The organism is Arcicella lustrica, assembly GCF_034930985.1.
GTDB lineage: Bacteria > Bacteroidota > Bacteroidia > Cytophagales > Spirosomataceae > Arcicella > Arcicella lustrica.
In genome coordinates, this window is the sequence record NZ_JAYGIM010000021.1 from 1 (window position 1) to 17,551 (window position 17,551).

A 17,551-nucleotide genomic window follows, 5' to 3' on the forward strand; every position below is an offset into this window, starting at 1 on the left:
TCAATCTGCAATTCATTATATCTGATAATATTTTTACTGCTCAACTTACTTCTTCTTAGCAACGAAAATATCCTAGCGACTAACTCTGATACTTCATAAGGTTTATTCAAAAAATCATCAGCACCTTGGTATAAAGCATCTATCTTTTTTTGGAAAGAATTATCAGAGGAAATAACAATAAGTCCGGCATGCTTATTAGCTTTCTTTATTTCTTTAATGAGTTGTAAGCCTTTGTTTTCCTCGAATGTCAAGTCAACTACAATACAATCGTATATAGAATTTTTAATTTTTTGCTTCAATTCTAGGGCGTTTATTACGAACTCTGTCCTATGTCCCATTCCTAATAAATCATTGGCAATCTCATCGCTAAACTTCCCAGAACTTTCCATTATGAGAATTTCCATGTCACAAAATAAATAGTGAATTCTGAATTTTTTTTAAATTAATCTAATTCTAAATAATATTTTTGACGACTTTAGCTTTTAGAATCATTTGGAAAACCTTTTTTATTGTAGATAAACTTACTTTTGAATATTTAAAACCAATATACAACCCAGAAGGATAGAGCAATCAAGTAATTTTATTTTCTCAAACGAGTCAAGCAACTAATGAATATTTAATTAAATAAAACCCTTTACGGTAAATTGTAAGCGTTCGTTGCGTTACTAAAAAATATTTTTAATCTTGTGTTCACAAGTAATAGCACTTTATTTATAAACTTTAGCAAACTATGAAGCTTTTATTGGTAGAAGATGAGCAATTTCTTTTAGAAGAAATGGATACTTACCTGACTGAACAAGGTTATCGTTGCGAAAAAGCAACAACATACACTGAAGGGCAGGAAAAACTACATTTGTATCATTACGATGCCATCGTATTAGATATTACTCTTCCTGGTGGTAACGGATTATCACTACTTGAAATATTAAAAAAGCAACATAAAAATGTTGGAGTCTTGATTTTATCAGCCAAAGATTCTTTGTATGACAAAATAACAGGTTTGGAAATGGGTGCTGATGATTATATCACAAAGCCTTTTCATCTGGAAGAACTCAATGCTAGAATTTTCTCCTTGCTAAGAAGAAGAACTTTTGATGGAGAAAATGAAGTAAAGTTTGACAGTCTTGTTATTAATATGGTTACTAAGACTGTAAGTTATAAAGACGAATCTATTGTTTTAACTAAAAAGGAATATGAACTGCTATTATATTTTATTGTCAATAAAAATCGTGTTGTAAGTAAACAAGCTATAGCAGAACACCTTTGGGGAGATCATTATGATATGGCCGAAAATTATGATACTGTATATGTTTATACGATGAATTTACGAAAAAAAATCACCACATACACAGGAATTGACTATATCAAAACGGTATATGGAATGGGATATAAATGGATTGCGTAATGAATAAATAAAACGTTTTAGTTTAGAAAATGACTTTACTTCATAAAACTACAAGAGACTATTTAATTGCCTCTGTATCTATTCTAATATTTACGGGATTTACCCTTTTTGTGATACTCCAAAAAGCAGTAAGTGATGAAATGAATGAGCAATTAGAATTGCAAGCAGATCAAATTTTTGAGAGCATCAGGTTCGGGAATCATGTCAATGCACCATTAATTAAAATAGATAAAGTTACTGATAATAATACATCCTTAGGACTGGTTTTTGGAGATTCTATGGTTTATGATAGAGTTCAAAAAGAAATGGAAGAATATCATTACCTTAAAGAAACACAAGTAATAGGAGACTCTAGATATCATGTAACAGTGATGAGTTCACATATTGGTTGGGATAATTATTATCTTACCATTTTCTTCATTTTTCTATTAACGGCTATTTTACTTACTCTGTCTGGCATTTTAATTAACTATTTTTCTAATAAGAAGATTCTGAAACCTTTTTTTGAAAACTTAAAGAATGTCCAAGCCTTTTCGGTTAGCTCACCATATACTCTTCAACTTCATGACTCGACTATTACAGAGTTTAAAGAATTAAATTTTACGCTAAAAGACCTAACGGAAAGAAGTAAAAAAGAATATTTGGCACTCCGAGAATTTACAGAGAATGCCTCGCACGAAATTCAAATACCTTTAAGTATTATTCAATCTAAGCTCGATAGGATGAGCCAGCTTGAGATTACAGAACAAATGGCTGGCTATATTACACAGGCAAAATCTGGTGTAAATCGTCTATCAAAGATGAACAAAAGCCTTTTATTACTGGCAAAATTAGATAATCAGCTATTTACAGAACAACATGAAATTGTTTTTAGCGATGTTTTAGATTCACATCTTCGGAATATGGAAGATCTTTTTTTAGCTAAAAATATTAATTTAATAGAAACATTAAACAAGACAATCATCTATTCCCATCAATATTTGATAGATATATTAATTTCAAATTTTCTTTCGAATGTACTTAAGTACACTTCAACAAATGGTACAGTTAAAATAAATCTGAAAAACAATGTATTTATAATTTCCAATACTGGTTCTCCCTTAGGTTTTCCAGATGAATACATTTTTGATAGATTCACAAAGAATCCAGAGAATACTTCATCAACAGGTTTGGGCTTAGCAATTATTAAAGAAATTTGTGTGTTAAATCATTGGACTTTAACTTATGATTTCCAAAATGGATGGCATACATTTATCATTGTTTTAAAACAAATAAATTAACTAATACATATTCGTTCTGAAGTCAAGAAATAAAAGGTAGTCTCAAATAATATTATTAGGATAGTTTTCTTATTCTTTCCATTATTGGAAGTTTTAAACGGGTGCAAGATACTACTCTTGTCATTGTCTTTCCGTTATAAAACGATGGGAAGTATTTTCTGTTAGCTTAACACAGTCTAAGGAAAGCTATCGAGATGTTTTGTTTTTTTGTAAATGCTAAAAGTATTTAGTTATAAAGTCTAAATTAAGTTGATAATTCTTTATGATAACTCCCAATCGTCACTTTCCGATGCCTCAAATATTTATAAAGAGTCATTTTAGAAACTCCGATTTCTAAGGCGATTTGATTTACACCCATTTTGCCTTCCTTGTAATAAGTTTCGGCTAAAATTGCTTTTTGTTCTGCTTCTTTAGTCATGCCTTGGCGACGGCCACCTTTTCTTCCTCTGGCACGAGCTGCTTCTAAGCCAGCCTTTGTTCTTTCTCTGATTAAGTCTCTTTCAAATTCTGCAAAGCAAGCAGAGATATTAAAAAACAAACGTCCTTTGGGAGTAGTCGTATCAATGGCATCGCTGATACTTTGAATTCCAATTTGTTTATCGTTTAGGTGAGCTACTACTTCCAACAAATGTTTTAAAGACCTTCCCAATCTATCCAGTTTATAAACCACTACTATATCTCCTTTGCGAATCTGGCTTAGCATTTTGGTAAGTTCAATTCTATCTGTTTTTGCACCCGAAGCCGTTTCCGTAAAAATGATTTCGCAACCAGCTTTTGTCAAAGCATCAGTTTGCATTTCGAGGTTTTGATCTTTGGTACTAACTCTAGCGTATCCTATCTTCATTTGTATATAGTTATTCATGTAAAAGTAAAGATATTTATACTTTGTATAATATACAAGTATTTTATACAAATGAAAGTGTCTACAGATAGTTTTAGATTATTTCTCCAATAAATTTATTAGATTGTAAAATTGTATAATTAAACGCACTTGGAAATAGAATTTTTAGCTTCTTTAAAATCTAATAAGAAAATATCGAAACAATTTCTTTAGATAACATAGTCAGTATTTTATTTTAGAAAGCCGGAAATATACCAATGAACGATAGAAGAGAAATTGGGACTAAGTGCAATGCAACAAATTAAAAAACTATCCTCTTCTCAAAGTCAATCCAATTCTCAAAGTCAATCCAAAATAAACACAGATAGATTTCTCAATATTATACTGTGCCTAATTTTTATAAAAATAAACCCTAAATGGATAAATGGAAATATCCAAAAAGATAGAGAATATATCTTATATTCATGTTTAAAATAGGGATCAAATATTTTTAGATTGCCCAAAAAATTTATTAGCTATTGTAATAAATATATATTTTTTTGAATAAAAGTCATGAGTCAAAGAGTATCATAGCACTTAATTTACCTCTTTAATAAAACTTCTATTACGATTTTTAATATTTATGAAAACGGCAAATAGAGTTTCCTATGAGGAAACAGAGCTTAGTCGATTATGGCTCCATTTTAAAAATGGAAGTGGAGAGGCTTTTGACCAAATTTTTTTAATGAGATACAAAGAATTATACAATTATGCTACACGTTTTACAAAAGATAAAGAGTTAATCAAAGATTGTCTTCAAGATCTTTTTCTTGAATTATGGTCACATAGAGAAAGGCTACTTCCAGAAAACCCCTATGTTACAATTTATCTTATTAAGGCATTTAAAAATAATTTATTTAGAAAATTAAAAATAGAAAAACGCCTAGGGAATGTCATCGATATTGATGATTATGCAACCTTAACAGATGGAGAGTCAATAGAAAGTGAATGGATTGCAGAGGAGTTTTTACAAGAAAATGAGAAAACAATTCGTCAGGCAATAAAACAACTGCCGAAGCGTCAACAGGAGGTAATATATTTAAAATATTATAAGGGTTTTTCTAATGAAGAAATAGCTTCAATTATGGATATTGAACGCCAAACTGTGGCCAACTTCTTGCATCGATCAATTTTAAACTTAAAAAGAAACTTGCTGACAGCAGTTGAAATTTTAATCATCCCATTCTTAAAGGCACTGTTTTTTTCTCTCTAGTTGTCACAATTAAACTATTATATTACTGCCAAACATTTAGGGCTGAGTAGTGTTTACTCAGCCCTAAATGTTTGAAATGAAATTTATTTTAAAAAAATCGTAAAAATAAATTAAATAAAAAGGGTATTGTTCTTAATTAAAATACTATTTCAGTGTATAAAAGCTAAAATACAAATTTATCTATGGAAGATTATACAAAGTATTCAATCAAAGATTTCGTTTTAGATGAATTCTTTTGTCGATGGGTAATCCTAAATTCAACCGAAGATACCATATTTTGGGAAAACTGGCTGAATCAACACCCAGACCAAACAAAGACAGTTTGGGCAGCAAAAGAGCTTATTGAGAAAATACATAATGCTCATGAAGAATTAACAGAAACCGAATTGGAAACAGAGTTAATTCGTTTGACAAAGAGTAGAAATGAATTTGTGGATAAAAGACCAAATCACTTAATCAATTTAACTAAACTATGGAGAATTGCAGCAGTTTTTACTGTTGGGATACTTGCATTATTATATATTATAACACAACTATCTATCAATCCTTTTATCAATAATACTGCATACGAAAAACGTACTGATAATAAGAGGGAGTCATTGGTTGAAGTAATAAATAAAGACCAAAACGAAAAACTTGTGCATCTGCCAGATGGGAGCCAAATAACACTGAAAGCAAAAAGTAGAGTTAGTTATCCAAAGGTATTTGCAAGCACTCATCGTGAAATTTACTTGAGTGGAGAAGCCTTTTTTGAAGTTACCAAAAATCCTTCAAAACCTTTTATTGTTTATGCGAATGAACTTGTTACAAAAGTGTTAGGAACAAGCTTCACAATAAGCTCCTATGATAGTGATAAAGAAGTCAAGGTTATTGTAAAGACTGGAAAGGTGGCAGTATATTCTTCTGAAAAAGATAAAGAAGTTTCAACAAAACAAGTCCAACTAACTCTTACTCCAAACCAGGAGGCAATATTTAATCGAGCTGAAAAACAATTAAAGAGAACCTTGATTGAATTGCCTAGTCCTGTTAAACCTTTAGACATTACCAATAAAATGTTGGTTTTTGAAAATACGCCAGTGCATGAGGTTTTTGATTCGCTGGAAAAAATTTATGGAATAACGATAAAATATGACAGGCAGCTACTTTCTAAATGTCAGCTTACAGCAGCGTTAGAAAGTCAGTCTTTGTATGAAAAACTAACATTAATCTGTAGAGCTATCAATGCAAGTTATCAAGTAATTGATGGAGAAATAGTAATTAATGGAAATAAATGTAATTAAATCAGTAAGTCTCAATGAAATCTCTTTAAACAAATAACTATGCAGATAATGAACCAATTGTACTAATCCCTTTAACATTTTCTAAATGAAAATGTCGAAGATGTGCCAGCATCTTCGACAAATTTTCTCCTCCATGTTGCTTAAAGCAACAACCGACTTAAACTTTAGTTTTAGGTCGGGTGGATTTCTTTTTACTAAAAATTAAAAAAGTTAAGTCAAGTTATGAAAAAATTTACAAAACAAAACAAGATTTTGTTGAAAATCATGCGTTTTTCTCTTTATCAAATTGTAATAACATTTCTATGTGCAACCTTTGCCATTGCTCATAATAATATGGGGCAGGAATTCCTGAACCAAAAGGTGGCTTTGCATGTAGAAAATAAGTCTTTGGATTTGGCACTTCATCAGATTCAAAAATCGACATCTGTTAAATTTATATACAGTCCCCAAGTAATAGGTTCTGAAAGAATTGTTTCAATTGATGTTCAGAACGAGCCTCTTAGGAATGTACTTGTTAGGTTACTAAAGCCCTTAGATCTTTCTTATGAAACCGTAGGTTCGACCATTATTCTGAATCGAACGGCAAAGCCTATATTATTACCAATGAATTCACTTTCGGTTTCATTGGGGAGTTATATTACTGAAAAAAATGTAACAGGAACGATTGTTGACGAAAAAAACCAGCCCATGCCAGGTGTAAGTGTCTCTATAAAAGGGACATCCAAAGGTGTTAGCTCATTGTCAGATGGCAAGTATTCCATTCAATTACCAAGTGGAAATAGCACGTTAGTTTTCTCGTTTGTGGGTTATGTTACTCAAGAAGTAGAGGTAAATAACCGCTCAAAAATAGATATTGCTATGCAGGTTGATAATAAAGCACTTGACGAAGTAGTGGTTGTTGGCTATGGCGAACAAAAGAAAGAAAGTGTAGTTGGAGCCATCACAACAGTAAAAATTAATGATATAAAATCTGCTGCACCACGGTCTTTAAATAATGCTTTAGCAGGAAAAGTAGCTGGAATTATTGCGGTTCAAAGAAATGGAGAACCGGGGTACGACGATGCTCAGTTTTGGGTTCGTGGTATTAGTACTTTCGGAGCAGGAGCGTCGCCATTGGTGCTTGTAGATGGTGTTGAGCGACCAATCAATAACATAGAGCCAGAAGAGATAGAATCCTTTTCGGTATTAAAAGATGCCTCAGCAACAGCTGTTTATGGGATTAGAGGAGCCAATGGTGTAATTTTAGTTACCACAAGAAGAGGGAATAACGATAAACCTACGGTGAGCTTTAAGTATGAAACAGGTTTAAACTCACCAACACGCTTACCAGAGTTGGTTGATGGTATAACCTATTTGAATTTGTATAACGAAGCACAGTTGGCATCAAATCCAAACTTTGTAACGCCTTATACCCCTGCCATTATTGAAAAATACGCTTCAGGTGAAGACCCATACTTATATCCTAATGTTAATTGGTTGGATTTAATGGTGAAAAAAAATACACCTACTAAACGTGCAAACCTTAATATTACAGGAGGCTCAAGCAATGCTAAATACTTTGTATCTGCAACCTATTATGATGAACAAGGAATTTGGAAAGGGGATAATCTGAATACTTACAATACTAATGCAGGCTTAAAGCGATATAATTTCCGAGCCAACACCGATGTTAGATTAGGTAAAAACACAGAATTGAAATTAGGTTTAGGCGGTATTTTGATTACCTCAAATTATCCGGGAGCTTCTGCTTCAAGTATTTGGGGGGAGGTTTATTTTAATACACCTATCGGTTATGCACCAACTTATCCATTCAATAATCCAGCTGGATTTGTATATGGCGGTGTAAACGGAGTAACGAACCCTTATATGCTTCTTACAGGAAAAGGGTTTTCTACTGAATGGAGAAATAATATTCAATCGGATATTACACTTAATCAAGATTTATCTAATGTAGTAAAAGGCTTGAAATTCTCTGGAAAATTTGCTTTTGATGGATATAATTTTCACAATATCGGCAGAATCAGGTCTGCAGTTGATACTTATATTGCTACGGGAAGAAATACCAATGGTGATTTAACGCTAAATAAATTTGTGAATGGTAACGCTGATTTAGGGTTTTCAAAATCTTCAGGAGGGAACAGACGTATTTACATGCAAGCAAATTTTAATTATGATAAAACCATTGGTAACCATGCTATTAGCGGACTTTTATTGTATAATCAACAAGATTATCAATCGGCTGATGCCAATGATGCAATCAGTTCATTACCATATAGATTGCAAGGTTTAGTTAGCCGTGTATCTTATAACTACAAATCGAAATACTTCTTCGAATTCAATGCTGGGTATAATGGTTCTGAAAACTTTGCAAAAGGTAGTCGATTTGGGTTTTTTCCTGCTTATGCTTTAGGTTGGATAGTTTCGCAAGAGCCGTTCTTCAGAGACAATGATTTTATACAGTATTTGAAACTAAGAGGCTCTTATGGTACAAAGGGAAATGACCAGATTGGCGGACGTCGTTTTGCTTACTTAACAACAGTGGGAGGGGGGAATGGCGGATATACTTTTGGTATGGACGTAAATAATGGATTTTCGGGACGAGGAGAAGACCAATGGGGTGCAGACCTCACATGGGAGAAAGAAATCGAAAGCAATATTGGTATAGAGATGCGTTTCTTACGTGGATTCTACGTGCAAGCAGATATTTTCCATAGAAATCGTTCTGGAATCTTTATGCAAAGAAACTCTCTACCTGCCATAATGGGTCTTCAAAACAACCCTTGGGGAAATATTGGAGAGTTTGAGAACAAAGGTATTGATGCTAATATGGAGTATAATAAAAAGCTAGGAAAATTAAACTTAGGCTTAAAAGCGAATGTAACTTATGTTCAAAATAAGCTTATTAATGATGATGCTCCAGACTATAAATATACTTATCAAAACAGACGAGGAAAGCGTTATCAACAACCTTTTGGGCTGATTGCAGATGGTTTATTTACTAGCCAAGACGAAATAAATAGTTCTCCTGTTCAAACGTTTGGACCAGTGCGTGTCGGAGACTTAAAATACAAAGATGTGAACGAAGATGGAAAAATTGACGCATTTGATGAAGTTGCTATTGGAAATCCTAGCACTCCACAATTAGTATATGGTTTTGGTGTATCGCTCGGCTTCAAAGGCTTTGACTTTTCAGCTTTTTTACAAGGTGCAGGGACAATGAGCTTTATGCTCGGAGGTGTTGGTTTTTACCCATTTGCAGAAGGAGGAATTCGTGGAAATATCAATACAAATGTGTTAAACCGTTGGACTCCCGAAAACCCAAGCCAGGATGTTATTTTCCCTAGACTTTCTTTTGGTCCTAATACAAACAACTTTCGTTCATCTACTTGGTGGCAAAGAGACGCTAGTTATATACGTTTAAAAACAGCCGAAATAGGCTATACAATCCCTAAGAAGCTTACTCAAAAATTAAAAGTTAATACATTTAGAGTGTATGTTTCAGGTTTGAACCTTCTTACTTGGAGTACCTTTAATTTCTGGGATCCAGAATTAGGTGATGGAAGAGGTGCAGTATATCCTATTCAAAAAAACCTAAATATGGGCGTAAATATTAATTTTTAGGAAAATATATTTTTAAATAACTGGTAGTTGAAATAAAAATCAGCTTCATAATTATAAGTACAAAACTATGAAAAGAATATCCATCTTTCTTTTATTTATAGCAGGCATTATTGGTTTTTCTTGTGAAGATTATCTTGACAAACAGCCAGATGATATGCTTACCATTGATGCTGTGTTCACAACAAGACTAGAGGTAGAAAAATACCTTGCTAACGTCTATAGCTACTTGCCTGACCCAGCAGAACCTTATGCCAATTTAACGCCAACATCTGACGAAGGAGATTTTGTTTGGACAACAATCGGGGCGAATAATATCAATACAGGTAACTGGGGTCCTACTTCTATTCCTTATGATAGATATTCATTTTATTACAAAGCAATTCGGGCGGCTTCGGTTTATATTAATCAAGTAGAACGCTGTATTGAGTGTGATGGCGTTACTCCGGGCATTAATATTCGAACGAAAGCTGAAGCTCGTGCTTTGAGAGCATATTACTATTTTCTTTTGTTAGAACAATATGGTCCTGTAGTCATTTTAACGAATGCCATTCCTGTTGATGCCACAAGTGCAGAAACACTTCGTCCACGTAATTCTTATGATGAATGTGTGAAATATATTGTTGATGAACTAGACTTAGCAGCTAAAGATTTACCTAGTACTATACCCAATGTAATAGATTATGGCAGAATGGATAAGCGTGCAACAATGGCGATTAAAGCCCGTGTATTATTATATGCAGCTAGTCCTTTATTTAATGGGAATAATCAAGATTATGCCGATTTCAAAAATTCAGATGGGAAGGCACTAATGACAAATACTTATGATGCAAATAAATGGAAACTAGCAGCTGATGCCGCTAAGGCTGTAATAGATATGATGCCTGGTGGATTATATAAAAAATTTACAAGTAATGGAGATTTAGACCCTTTTGCTTCCTATCGTGATGTGTTTATTGATCGTTGGAATAGTGAAGTAATTTGGGGAAGACCAAGTGCTAATACTAATAAATGGACTATCCATGCTGCCCCAAGACAAATGAAGGGCTGGAATGGTTTAGCAATTACACAACAAATGGTAGATGCCTATCATATGGCTAATGGAAAACGGATTAACGATGCTGGTTCTGGTTATATAGAAACAGGGCTTTCAACTAGCGATACTAAATTTACCAAAACACTAGACTGGAATATGTATTTAAACCGTGAACCTAGATTTTATGTAAGTGTATTGTATAACCATGACACATGGGTTTTTTCGGGTGCTTCTGGTACACCTATTCAATTGTATGCTACTGGTGCTTCTGGTAAAAATGGGTCACACGATCATTCCAAAACAGGTTATTTGCTTACAAAATTCGTAAGTCCTAATAGCGATGTGCCTAATAATAGATACACCCAACAGTCTTGGATTTACTTTAGACTGGCAGAGATGTACCTGAATTATGCTGAAGCCCTAAATGAACATAGCCCTAATAATGCTGATATAGCTAAATATATCAATCTAGTTCGTGAAAGAGCAGGTATTCCAGCGTTACCGACAGGCTTGACTCAGTCTGAAATGCGTGAACGTATCCGACACGAAAGAAGAATCGAGTTGGCCTTTGAAGAACACCGTTTATACGATGTGCGTAGATGGAAGATTGCTCAAGAAACACAAGGTGGACCTATGTATGGCATGAATATCAGCAAGGGAACAAGCTTTACCGATATAGAGTTTTATGAAAGGTCTATTTTTGAAACACGTGTTTTTGATAAGAAACACTATTTTTGGCCAATTCCTCAGTCGGAAATAGACAGAAATAAGCAAATGATGCAAAACCCTGGATGGTAATATTGCTATTAATGAATAATAATTTAGTTGTAGGCGGTATAATTATTATACTGTTTACAACTAAACTATTTAATTATTATGATTTTTCTCTTTTTTTATCCAAATTGCTTAAACGTTTATGCTTTAAAAACTATTACAATGATTATAACTAAATGTATTTTCCTAATCACTAAATAACAAAACAGATTTTTAACAAATTATCAGGTTTATATCCTGATAATTTGTTTTCTAAACTTTAAAGAAAGATATATGCTTAAAATATTCAAACTTATTTTATATACAACTGCAACACTACTAGTTTTTAATACTTTAGCACAAAAACAATTAGTAATAAACCCTGGAGAAAAGTGGGCAGATATGGATGGAAATCATATACAAGCTCATGGTGGTGGGGTAATAAAAATCGGGAAAACCTATTATTGGTACGGTGAACAGCGTAGCAAAGAATTTGATATTGATACGGTGCATCATTATGTGAGCTGCTATGCTTCAAAAGATTTAATCAACTGGAAATTCAAGGGGAATGCCATAAAACTTGCAAGACCTGATACAGCATTAGAAGGCAAGCATTGGGTACTAGAACGCCCTAAGGTGTATTACAACAAAAAAACTAAAAAGTACGTAATGTACATGCACATAGATGGCGTTGTAAAAGGTAAAAGATATGGTTTTGCAAGTGTAGGAGTAGCTATAAGTAATAAACCTGAAGGACCTTTTAAATATCTTAATGCATTTAGACCTTTAGGAAAAGAAAGTCGTGATATTGGGCAGTTTATTGATGATGATGGCTCGGCTTATCTTATTTTTGAGAGCCGTCCTTCTAAGGGTTTTTATATTGCAAAGCTATCAGATGATTTCCTGACAGTTGAAAAAGAAGTTTCATTTATTCAAGCTCCTTTGGAAGGCGGTGCCATTGTACATTACAAAGGCTTGTATTATGTTATTGGCTCTGCCTTAACAAGTTGGGCACCTAACCCTAATAAAGTGGCAACTGCAACATCTCTTGCTGGACCTTGGAGTACCTTTAGTGATATAGCTCCTCCCGAAACCAATACTTATAGCTCACAATCTACTATGTTACTTAAAGTAGAGGGGAAAAAACAAACAACAGTTTTGTATATGGGCGACCGTTGGAAACCATCTGCTCAGTGGGATTCTCGTTATTTATGGATGCCTGTTGAGATTCAAGAAGGAAAAGTTTGGATTCCTAAACCAAAACCTTGGCATATCAATGTAAAAACAGGAGAAGTAAGGTACATAGAACAAATTAACAAATAGCTTATATTCCACTAATTATAAACTGTTTTTCAATACTTATGAAGCTTTCAATAAAAAAGATTTTAATAGTTCTTATTTTCTTTGTTGCAGGAAACTATGTCACTTATGGGCAATCATACGAATTAGGGTCTCCGTCAAAAGACACAAAACTAATAGTAAAGGTTAATAGCGAAAAAGAATTGGTATATAGTATAGAACAAAAAGGTAGTCCAATACTCGCTTGGTCAGATTTAGGGCTACAACTAAAAAAGAAAGTAATAGGCCGGAACATCCGTGTACAAAAACAAAAAAAGCGCAGTGTTAAGCAACAATTAGCTTGGACACTAGGCGAAAACAGTACCATTACAAATCATTTTAATGAATTAACACTATTTTGCCAATCCAGTGGAATAGATTTTCAGGTAGTTTTCAGGGCTTTCAATGGCAGTATTGCCTTTCGTTATATTGTTCCTAAGCAAACACAATTAGTATCAGAAGAAATTCAAAAAGAACTAAGTACTTTTAATTTTACTGATAATTATACTTTGTATCAATACAACCAAGAATCTGTTTTTACTCCATTAGCTATTGATTCTTTAATAAAAACTTGTGATTTCCCTGCTACTTTAGTCAGCCAAAAGTATTATGTTTCTATTGGTGAGGCAGAAAACAACAGCTATACAAAAGCAGAGTTAACCAAAGGTAAACTCGCTAATTCTCTTGCAGTGGCTTTCCTCAAAGACTCTGTAAGGCTTACTACTGATCTCGCAACTCCGTGGAGAACCGTGAGTATTGCTAATAATGCCATTGGCTTACACCAATTCAGCGACTTGCCCTATCGGCTCAGTAAGCGCTTTGGCGATACCATTCCTACATGGATTAAACCCGGAAAAGTAGTTCGTTTGTCGCTCAATACACAAGATGGTATTACCGGTATCGACTTTGCTGCCGCACACAATTTTCAATACATTCTTTTTGATGCTGGATGGTACGGCCCAGAATTCAGATCAGCATCTGACCCAACACAGATTATCCCTGAATTAGATTTACACAGGGTAATTCAATATGGTAAAGAAAAAGGGATTGGAGTGATTTTATATGTAAATAAAGTAGGTCTGAGAGCCCATCTAGATGAAATTTTACCATTATATAAAAAATGGGGTGTTGCAGGGTTTAAATTTGGTTTTGTCGATGGGCTAAGTCAAGAGGGGATAGTTTGGCTAAACAATGCCATTAAAAAAACGTTAGATTATGGTTTTATCCTCAATATTCATGATAACTACAAACCTACAGGTCTTAGTCATACCTATCCCAATTTATTGACACAAGAAGGTATCAGAGGTAATGAAAATGCACCAGATGCTTATCATAATATGGTCTTACCTTTTACCAGATTTCTTGCAGGAGCTGCAGATTATACGTATTGTTATCCCAACAGTGTAAAATCTTTTGCAAATAAACTTCTTGTAAGTAAAGGACAACAATTGGCTTTATCAGTAGTGTATTTTAGTCCACTACAAGCCATATTTTGGTATGGGAATCCAGCAGATTATACGAATGAAACAGAGATAGAGTTTTTTAAATATGTACCAACTGTTTGGGATGAAAGCCACTATTTACAAGGAGAAATTGGTAAATATATCAGTGTTGCACGAAGAAAAGGCACTACTTGGTACTTGGGTAATGCCACAGGTTTTTCGGATTGGGAGGGGAATTTATCTTTAGATTTTTTGACATCTAATAAAACCTATAAAATGACCATCTTTGAAGATGATGAAACTAAAGGAATCCGCAAACGAGTGTTGGAATTAAAGAAAGGTTACCAATTAGCGATTAATCTTAAAGCCAAAGGAGGACAGGCAATTACGCTCGAAGAAGTGAATAGATAAAAAAGATAAATCCATAAAAGCAGATTAAATGACAAATTTGCTTTTATGGATTCGTTACTTTAGTTGTATTATTTTACTTGTATAATCTTTCTAATTTCCAACGCTAATTGATGGCTTGTATAAAATGGAGAAAAATTCTTTTTGAAGCCTGTAATATGAGTAATCAAAAAGCCATAAATGTGGTATTTTTTGTCTATCCAAGGATAAGCCCCAGCCCAAGAAGGGCTACTGATTAGTGTGGGTTCTCCTTTGTTGTTAACCTCTTCCCGCCATTCGCCTAATCCATAAATAGCGTTTCCTTTTGTGCCTCTTGCTCTTTCAACAAACTCGCCTGGGGCTACTTTTGCTTTACCAACTTGATCTGCTTGCATAAAACGGATGACTTTTTCAGATAATACTCTTTTCCCCTGATAAGTACCATTATTATAAATCATAGACAAAAAATTTACATAGTCATTCAGTGTTGACCTTGCTCCGCCTCCCAACATAGGAGCGTGCCCTCCTGCCGAATCTACTGGCGTAAAATGTGTCTGTGTCATTCCCAGAGGTTTTGCTATTTTTTCTTGAAAAAGTTCTTCCCAATTTTTTCCAGTCGCCAACTCAGCCATACGGCCTGCAACCTGCATGGCTAGTCCTCCATATTTAAACTTTTTCCCCACCAAGGTATCCGCAGGAAGTGGAATGATATTAGCAACAGAAGTCGCCAAATCTTGAGTTATATCTGTTGGTTTACCTTTGGGTTGATAATCGGGATAACCAGCCGTATGCGAAAGTAATTGAGCTAAAGTTGCTTCTCCTTTGCTATCCTTCAGCTCTGGAATCCATTGGTTGGCTTTATCTGTCCACTTTAATTTACCTTCATCTACCAACGCAGCAATGGTAGCCGCCGCCAACCATTTTCCTGCCGATGCTATATATACGACAGTTTGGGGTGTATAACTACCGAAGAGTGATTGATACACAACTTTGTTTTGATGAGTAATCAAAAGGGCAGCACCTTTATAGTGTCCACTATCAACCCAAGCCTGTATTTGCTGTTGAATAGGTTCAAAACGCTTGTCAGTTCTTTGAGCGAAAATTGCAGTACTTATGTACAAACAGAATATTATCAAACAGAATGGTTTCATGTGGCTTTGTGTAATTATTGATATATTTCAAAACGTTGCTCTACAGGTTCGGCTGACTGTATTTTTCCTGCAATACCATACTGCCAAGCTATTACCGTAACCTTTATCGGAAACTTAGTTTTAGGCGGAATTTTTGTGAAAATTAAGCGCCCGTTTTCAACATAAGCAGGACCTTCTTTTACATAATAACTTACAGGCAAATTAGCACTAGATAAACCGTTTAAATTGATAGAACGAATGCCTTTTTTTTGATTTGGAATTACATCAAAGGCTATACTTTGAGCAGTTCCTTGTATATTCTTTAAAGGAAATTTTATTTCTAATTGTTGTACTGCCGATTTGTACGTATCATCACCATCGTTATGAGCAAGCAACCAAATACTATTACTCCTTTTTTGATTCTTGAAGCCCATTCGATAAAAACTCAATTGGAAGGTAGTATCGTTCAACTTTTTCACCGGTCCACAAATTCTATCAATCAATAATGGTGTTGTAGAATGCTTGCTAACTATATGTTTACGCAATGAGTCTGTGAAAAATGCTTCTAACTGAAAACTAATACCATCAGCCAAAGGTTTGAAAATAGGCTGATAAACAGCATGATTATTGACGGGAACAAGTATTTGCCCATCTTGCAAAAAACCTAAGTACTGCATTTTTTTTCTCCTGGCTTTGGCATAGAATACTTCTGTAACTTTAGCATGAGTTTCGTCGAAACACCAGGATGCCTCATACTTATTACCTTGATACAAATGATAAGGTTGTGGCTGTGTTGTTGGTAAACTATCTTTTCGCCAGCGATCTATCAGCCAGCCATTTTGAGGATATACAGGGTGTAAAGGCTGATTTTTTCCTTTGGGTAAACGATATTTAGCAGCCTTTTCGATAAAAAGAGCTACATAATCAACCATTACATCGTTATAGTCAAAATGCCCATGACCAGCATCGGCAAAAAATGTAATGGGTGTTTTAGGAAATTTAGCTACATGTTTAAAACCAGGTTCGAGGCGTTTTTCCCACCATTCGTATTCGCCCATGATAAATAAGCTTGGTACACCTTCAATATTTCGATTCTCCCAATCCACATTGGCACGTCCGTACCCTGTTAGGTTGGTTTGAGGAGTATCCCCATGTACCGAGATTACCGCCAATGTTCGTTCAGGATTCCAAGCGGCAAAGTTCCAAGGATAAGTTGCCATAGCAGAATGTCCAATAGGGACAATCGGTGCGGTGGACAATTCTTTATAACCCGATATTTCAGCCAAAGTATTCATCATGGATTGGAAATGTTTGGGGGCATGTCCATGAAAATCAAAAGGGAATTCTAAGGTAGGAGTAACCCAAATCTCGGCAAAGCCAATGTTGGATAACGTTTTCCTAAAGTTAGTATTCTCTAACATTCCTTCTTCAACCATATTGTGCATACCCAGTACAACTCCTTTCACTTCCTTACAATTTTCAGGAATCCATAAAAAAGCTTGAGGATTGGCATTGGTTTCAGAATGAATAATTCCTTCGACAGGAGCAGACCATTGCCATACTTGAGCAATAGTTGTGTGAAAAAGATTTAATATAAATACAATTGTAAAAGCGTTTTTTTTCATAGCAAGACAATAAATCAATTTTTATAAATCACAGTATGTAATATAAGTCTATTTAAAGAGATAATCTTTGTATCAACATACCCCATTAAAATACAGATATTATCTCTTAGTAAAAATTGCTGAGTTTTATATTAAACAAATAAAGAGCCACCAAAAGCGGCTCT

At 34.3% G+C, this 17,551-nt stretch carries 12 protein-coding genes; 8 read left to right on the plus strand and 4 right to left on the minus strand.

Going from position 1 to position 17,551, the window contains the following annotated elements:
• Positions 1 to 404 (minus strand): response regulator transcription factor (locus tag VB798_RS22535; protein ID WP_323689502.1); only part of this gene is annotated, 404 nt, incomplete at its 3' end.
• Positions 405 to 730: 326 nt separating this feature from the next.
• On the opposite strand from VB798_RS22535, the gene VB798_RS22540 reads away from it, so the two are divergent.
• Together VB798_RS22540 and VB798_RS22545 are read left to right on the plus strand one after the other, a co-directional pair.
• Positions 731 to 1,405, plus strand: coding sequence for a response regulator transcription factor (locus VB798_RS22540; RefSeq protein ID WP_309922145.1), 675 nt, complete (start codon positions 731 to 733; stop codon positions 1,403 to 1,405).
• Between the two features lie 29 nt (positions 1,406 to 1,434).
• Positions 1,435 to 2,685, plus strand: a complete 1,251-nt coding sequence (locus VB798_RS22545; protein WP_323689503.1) for a sensor histidine kinase — start codon at positions 1,435 to 1,437, stop codon at positions 2,683 to 2,685.
• Positions 2,686 to 2,929: 244 nt separating this feature from the next.
• Here VB798_RS22545 and VB798_RS22550 read toward each other — a convergent pair whose 3' ends face one another.
• Positions 2,930 to 3,529: a recombinase family protein gene (locus VB798_RS22550; protein ID WP_323689504.1), complete on the minus strand. Its 600-nt coding sequence runs from the start codon at positions 3,527 to 3,529 to the stop codon at positions 2,930 to 2,932.
• A gap of 619 nt (positions 3,530 to 4,148) precedes the next feature.
• Here VB798_RS22550 and VB798_RS22555 point away from each other — a divergent pair.
• From VB798_RS22555 to VB798_RS22580, 6 genes are all read left to right on the plus strand, one after another.
• The gene (locus tag VB798_RS22555; RefSeq protein ID WP_323327603.1) at positions 4,149 to 4,778 is read left to right on the plus strand and encodes an RNA polymerase sigma factor; all 630 of its coding nucleotides are present in this window, start codon (positions 4,149 to 4,151) and stop codon (positions 4,776 to 4,778) included.
• A gap of 182 nt (positions 4,779 to 4,960) precedes the next feature.
• Positions 4,961 to 6,058, plus strand: a complete 1,098-nt coding sequence (locus tag VB798_RS22560) for a FecR family protein (RefSeq protein WP_323689505.1) — start codon at positions 4,961 to 4,963, stop codon at positions 6,056 to 6,058.
• 222 nt (positions 6,059 to 6,280) lie between these two features.
• Positions 6,281 to 9,679, plus strand: coding sequence for a TonB-dependent receptor (locus VB798_RS22565; protein WP_323689506.1), 3,399 nt, complete (start codon positions 6,281 to 6,283; stop codon positions 9,677 to 9,679).
• Between the two features lie 67 nt (positions 9,680 to 9,746).
• Positions 9,747 to 11,510: a RagB/SusD family nutrient uptake outer membrane protein gene (locus tag VB798_RS22570; protein WP_323327598.1), complete on the plus strand. Its 1,764-nt coding sequence runs from the start codon at positions 9,747 to 9,749 to the stop codon at positions 11,508 to 11,510.
• A 249-nt stretch (positions 11,511 to 11,759) separates the two neighbouring features.
• On the plus strand, positions 11,760 to 12,788 hold the full coding sequence (locus VB798_RS22575; protein ID WP_323327596.1) for a family 43 glycosylhydrolase: 1,029 nt from the start codon (positions 11,760 to 11,762) through the stop codon (positions 12,786 to 12,788).
• 38 nt (positions 12,789 to 12,826) lie between these two features.
• The gene (locus tag VB798_RS22580; protein ID WP_323689507.1) at positions 12,827 to 14,656 is read left to right on the plus strand and encodes a glycoside hydrolase family 97 protein; all 1,830 of its coding nucleotides are present in this window, start codon (positions 12,827 to 12,829) and stop codon (positions 14,654 to 14,656) included.
• Positions 14,657 to 14,724: 68 nt separating this feature from the next.
• On the opposite strand, the gene VB798_RS22585 is transcribed toward VB798_RS22580, so the two are convergent.
• On the minus strand, positions 14,725 to 15,783 hold the full coding sequence (locus tag VB798_RS22585) for a serine hydrolase domain-containing protein (RefSeq protein WP_323327592.1): 1,059 nt from the start codon (positions 15,781 to 15,783) through the stop codon (positions 14,725 to 14,727).
• 14 nt (positions 15,784 to 15,797) lie between these two features.
• Positions 15,798 to 17,387, minus strand: a complete 1,590-nt coding sequence (locus tag VB798_RS22590) for a hypothetical protein (protein ID WP_323327589.1) — start codon at positions 17,385 to 17,387, stop codon at positions 15,798 to 15,800.
• Positions 17,388 to 17,551 lie beyond the last annotated feature (164 nt).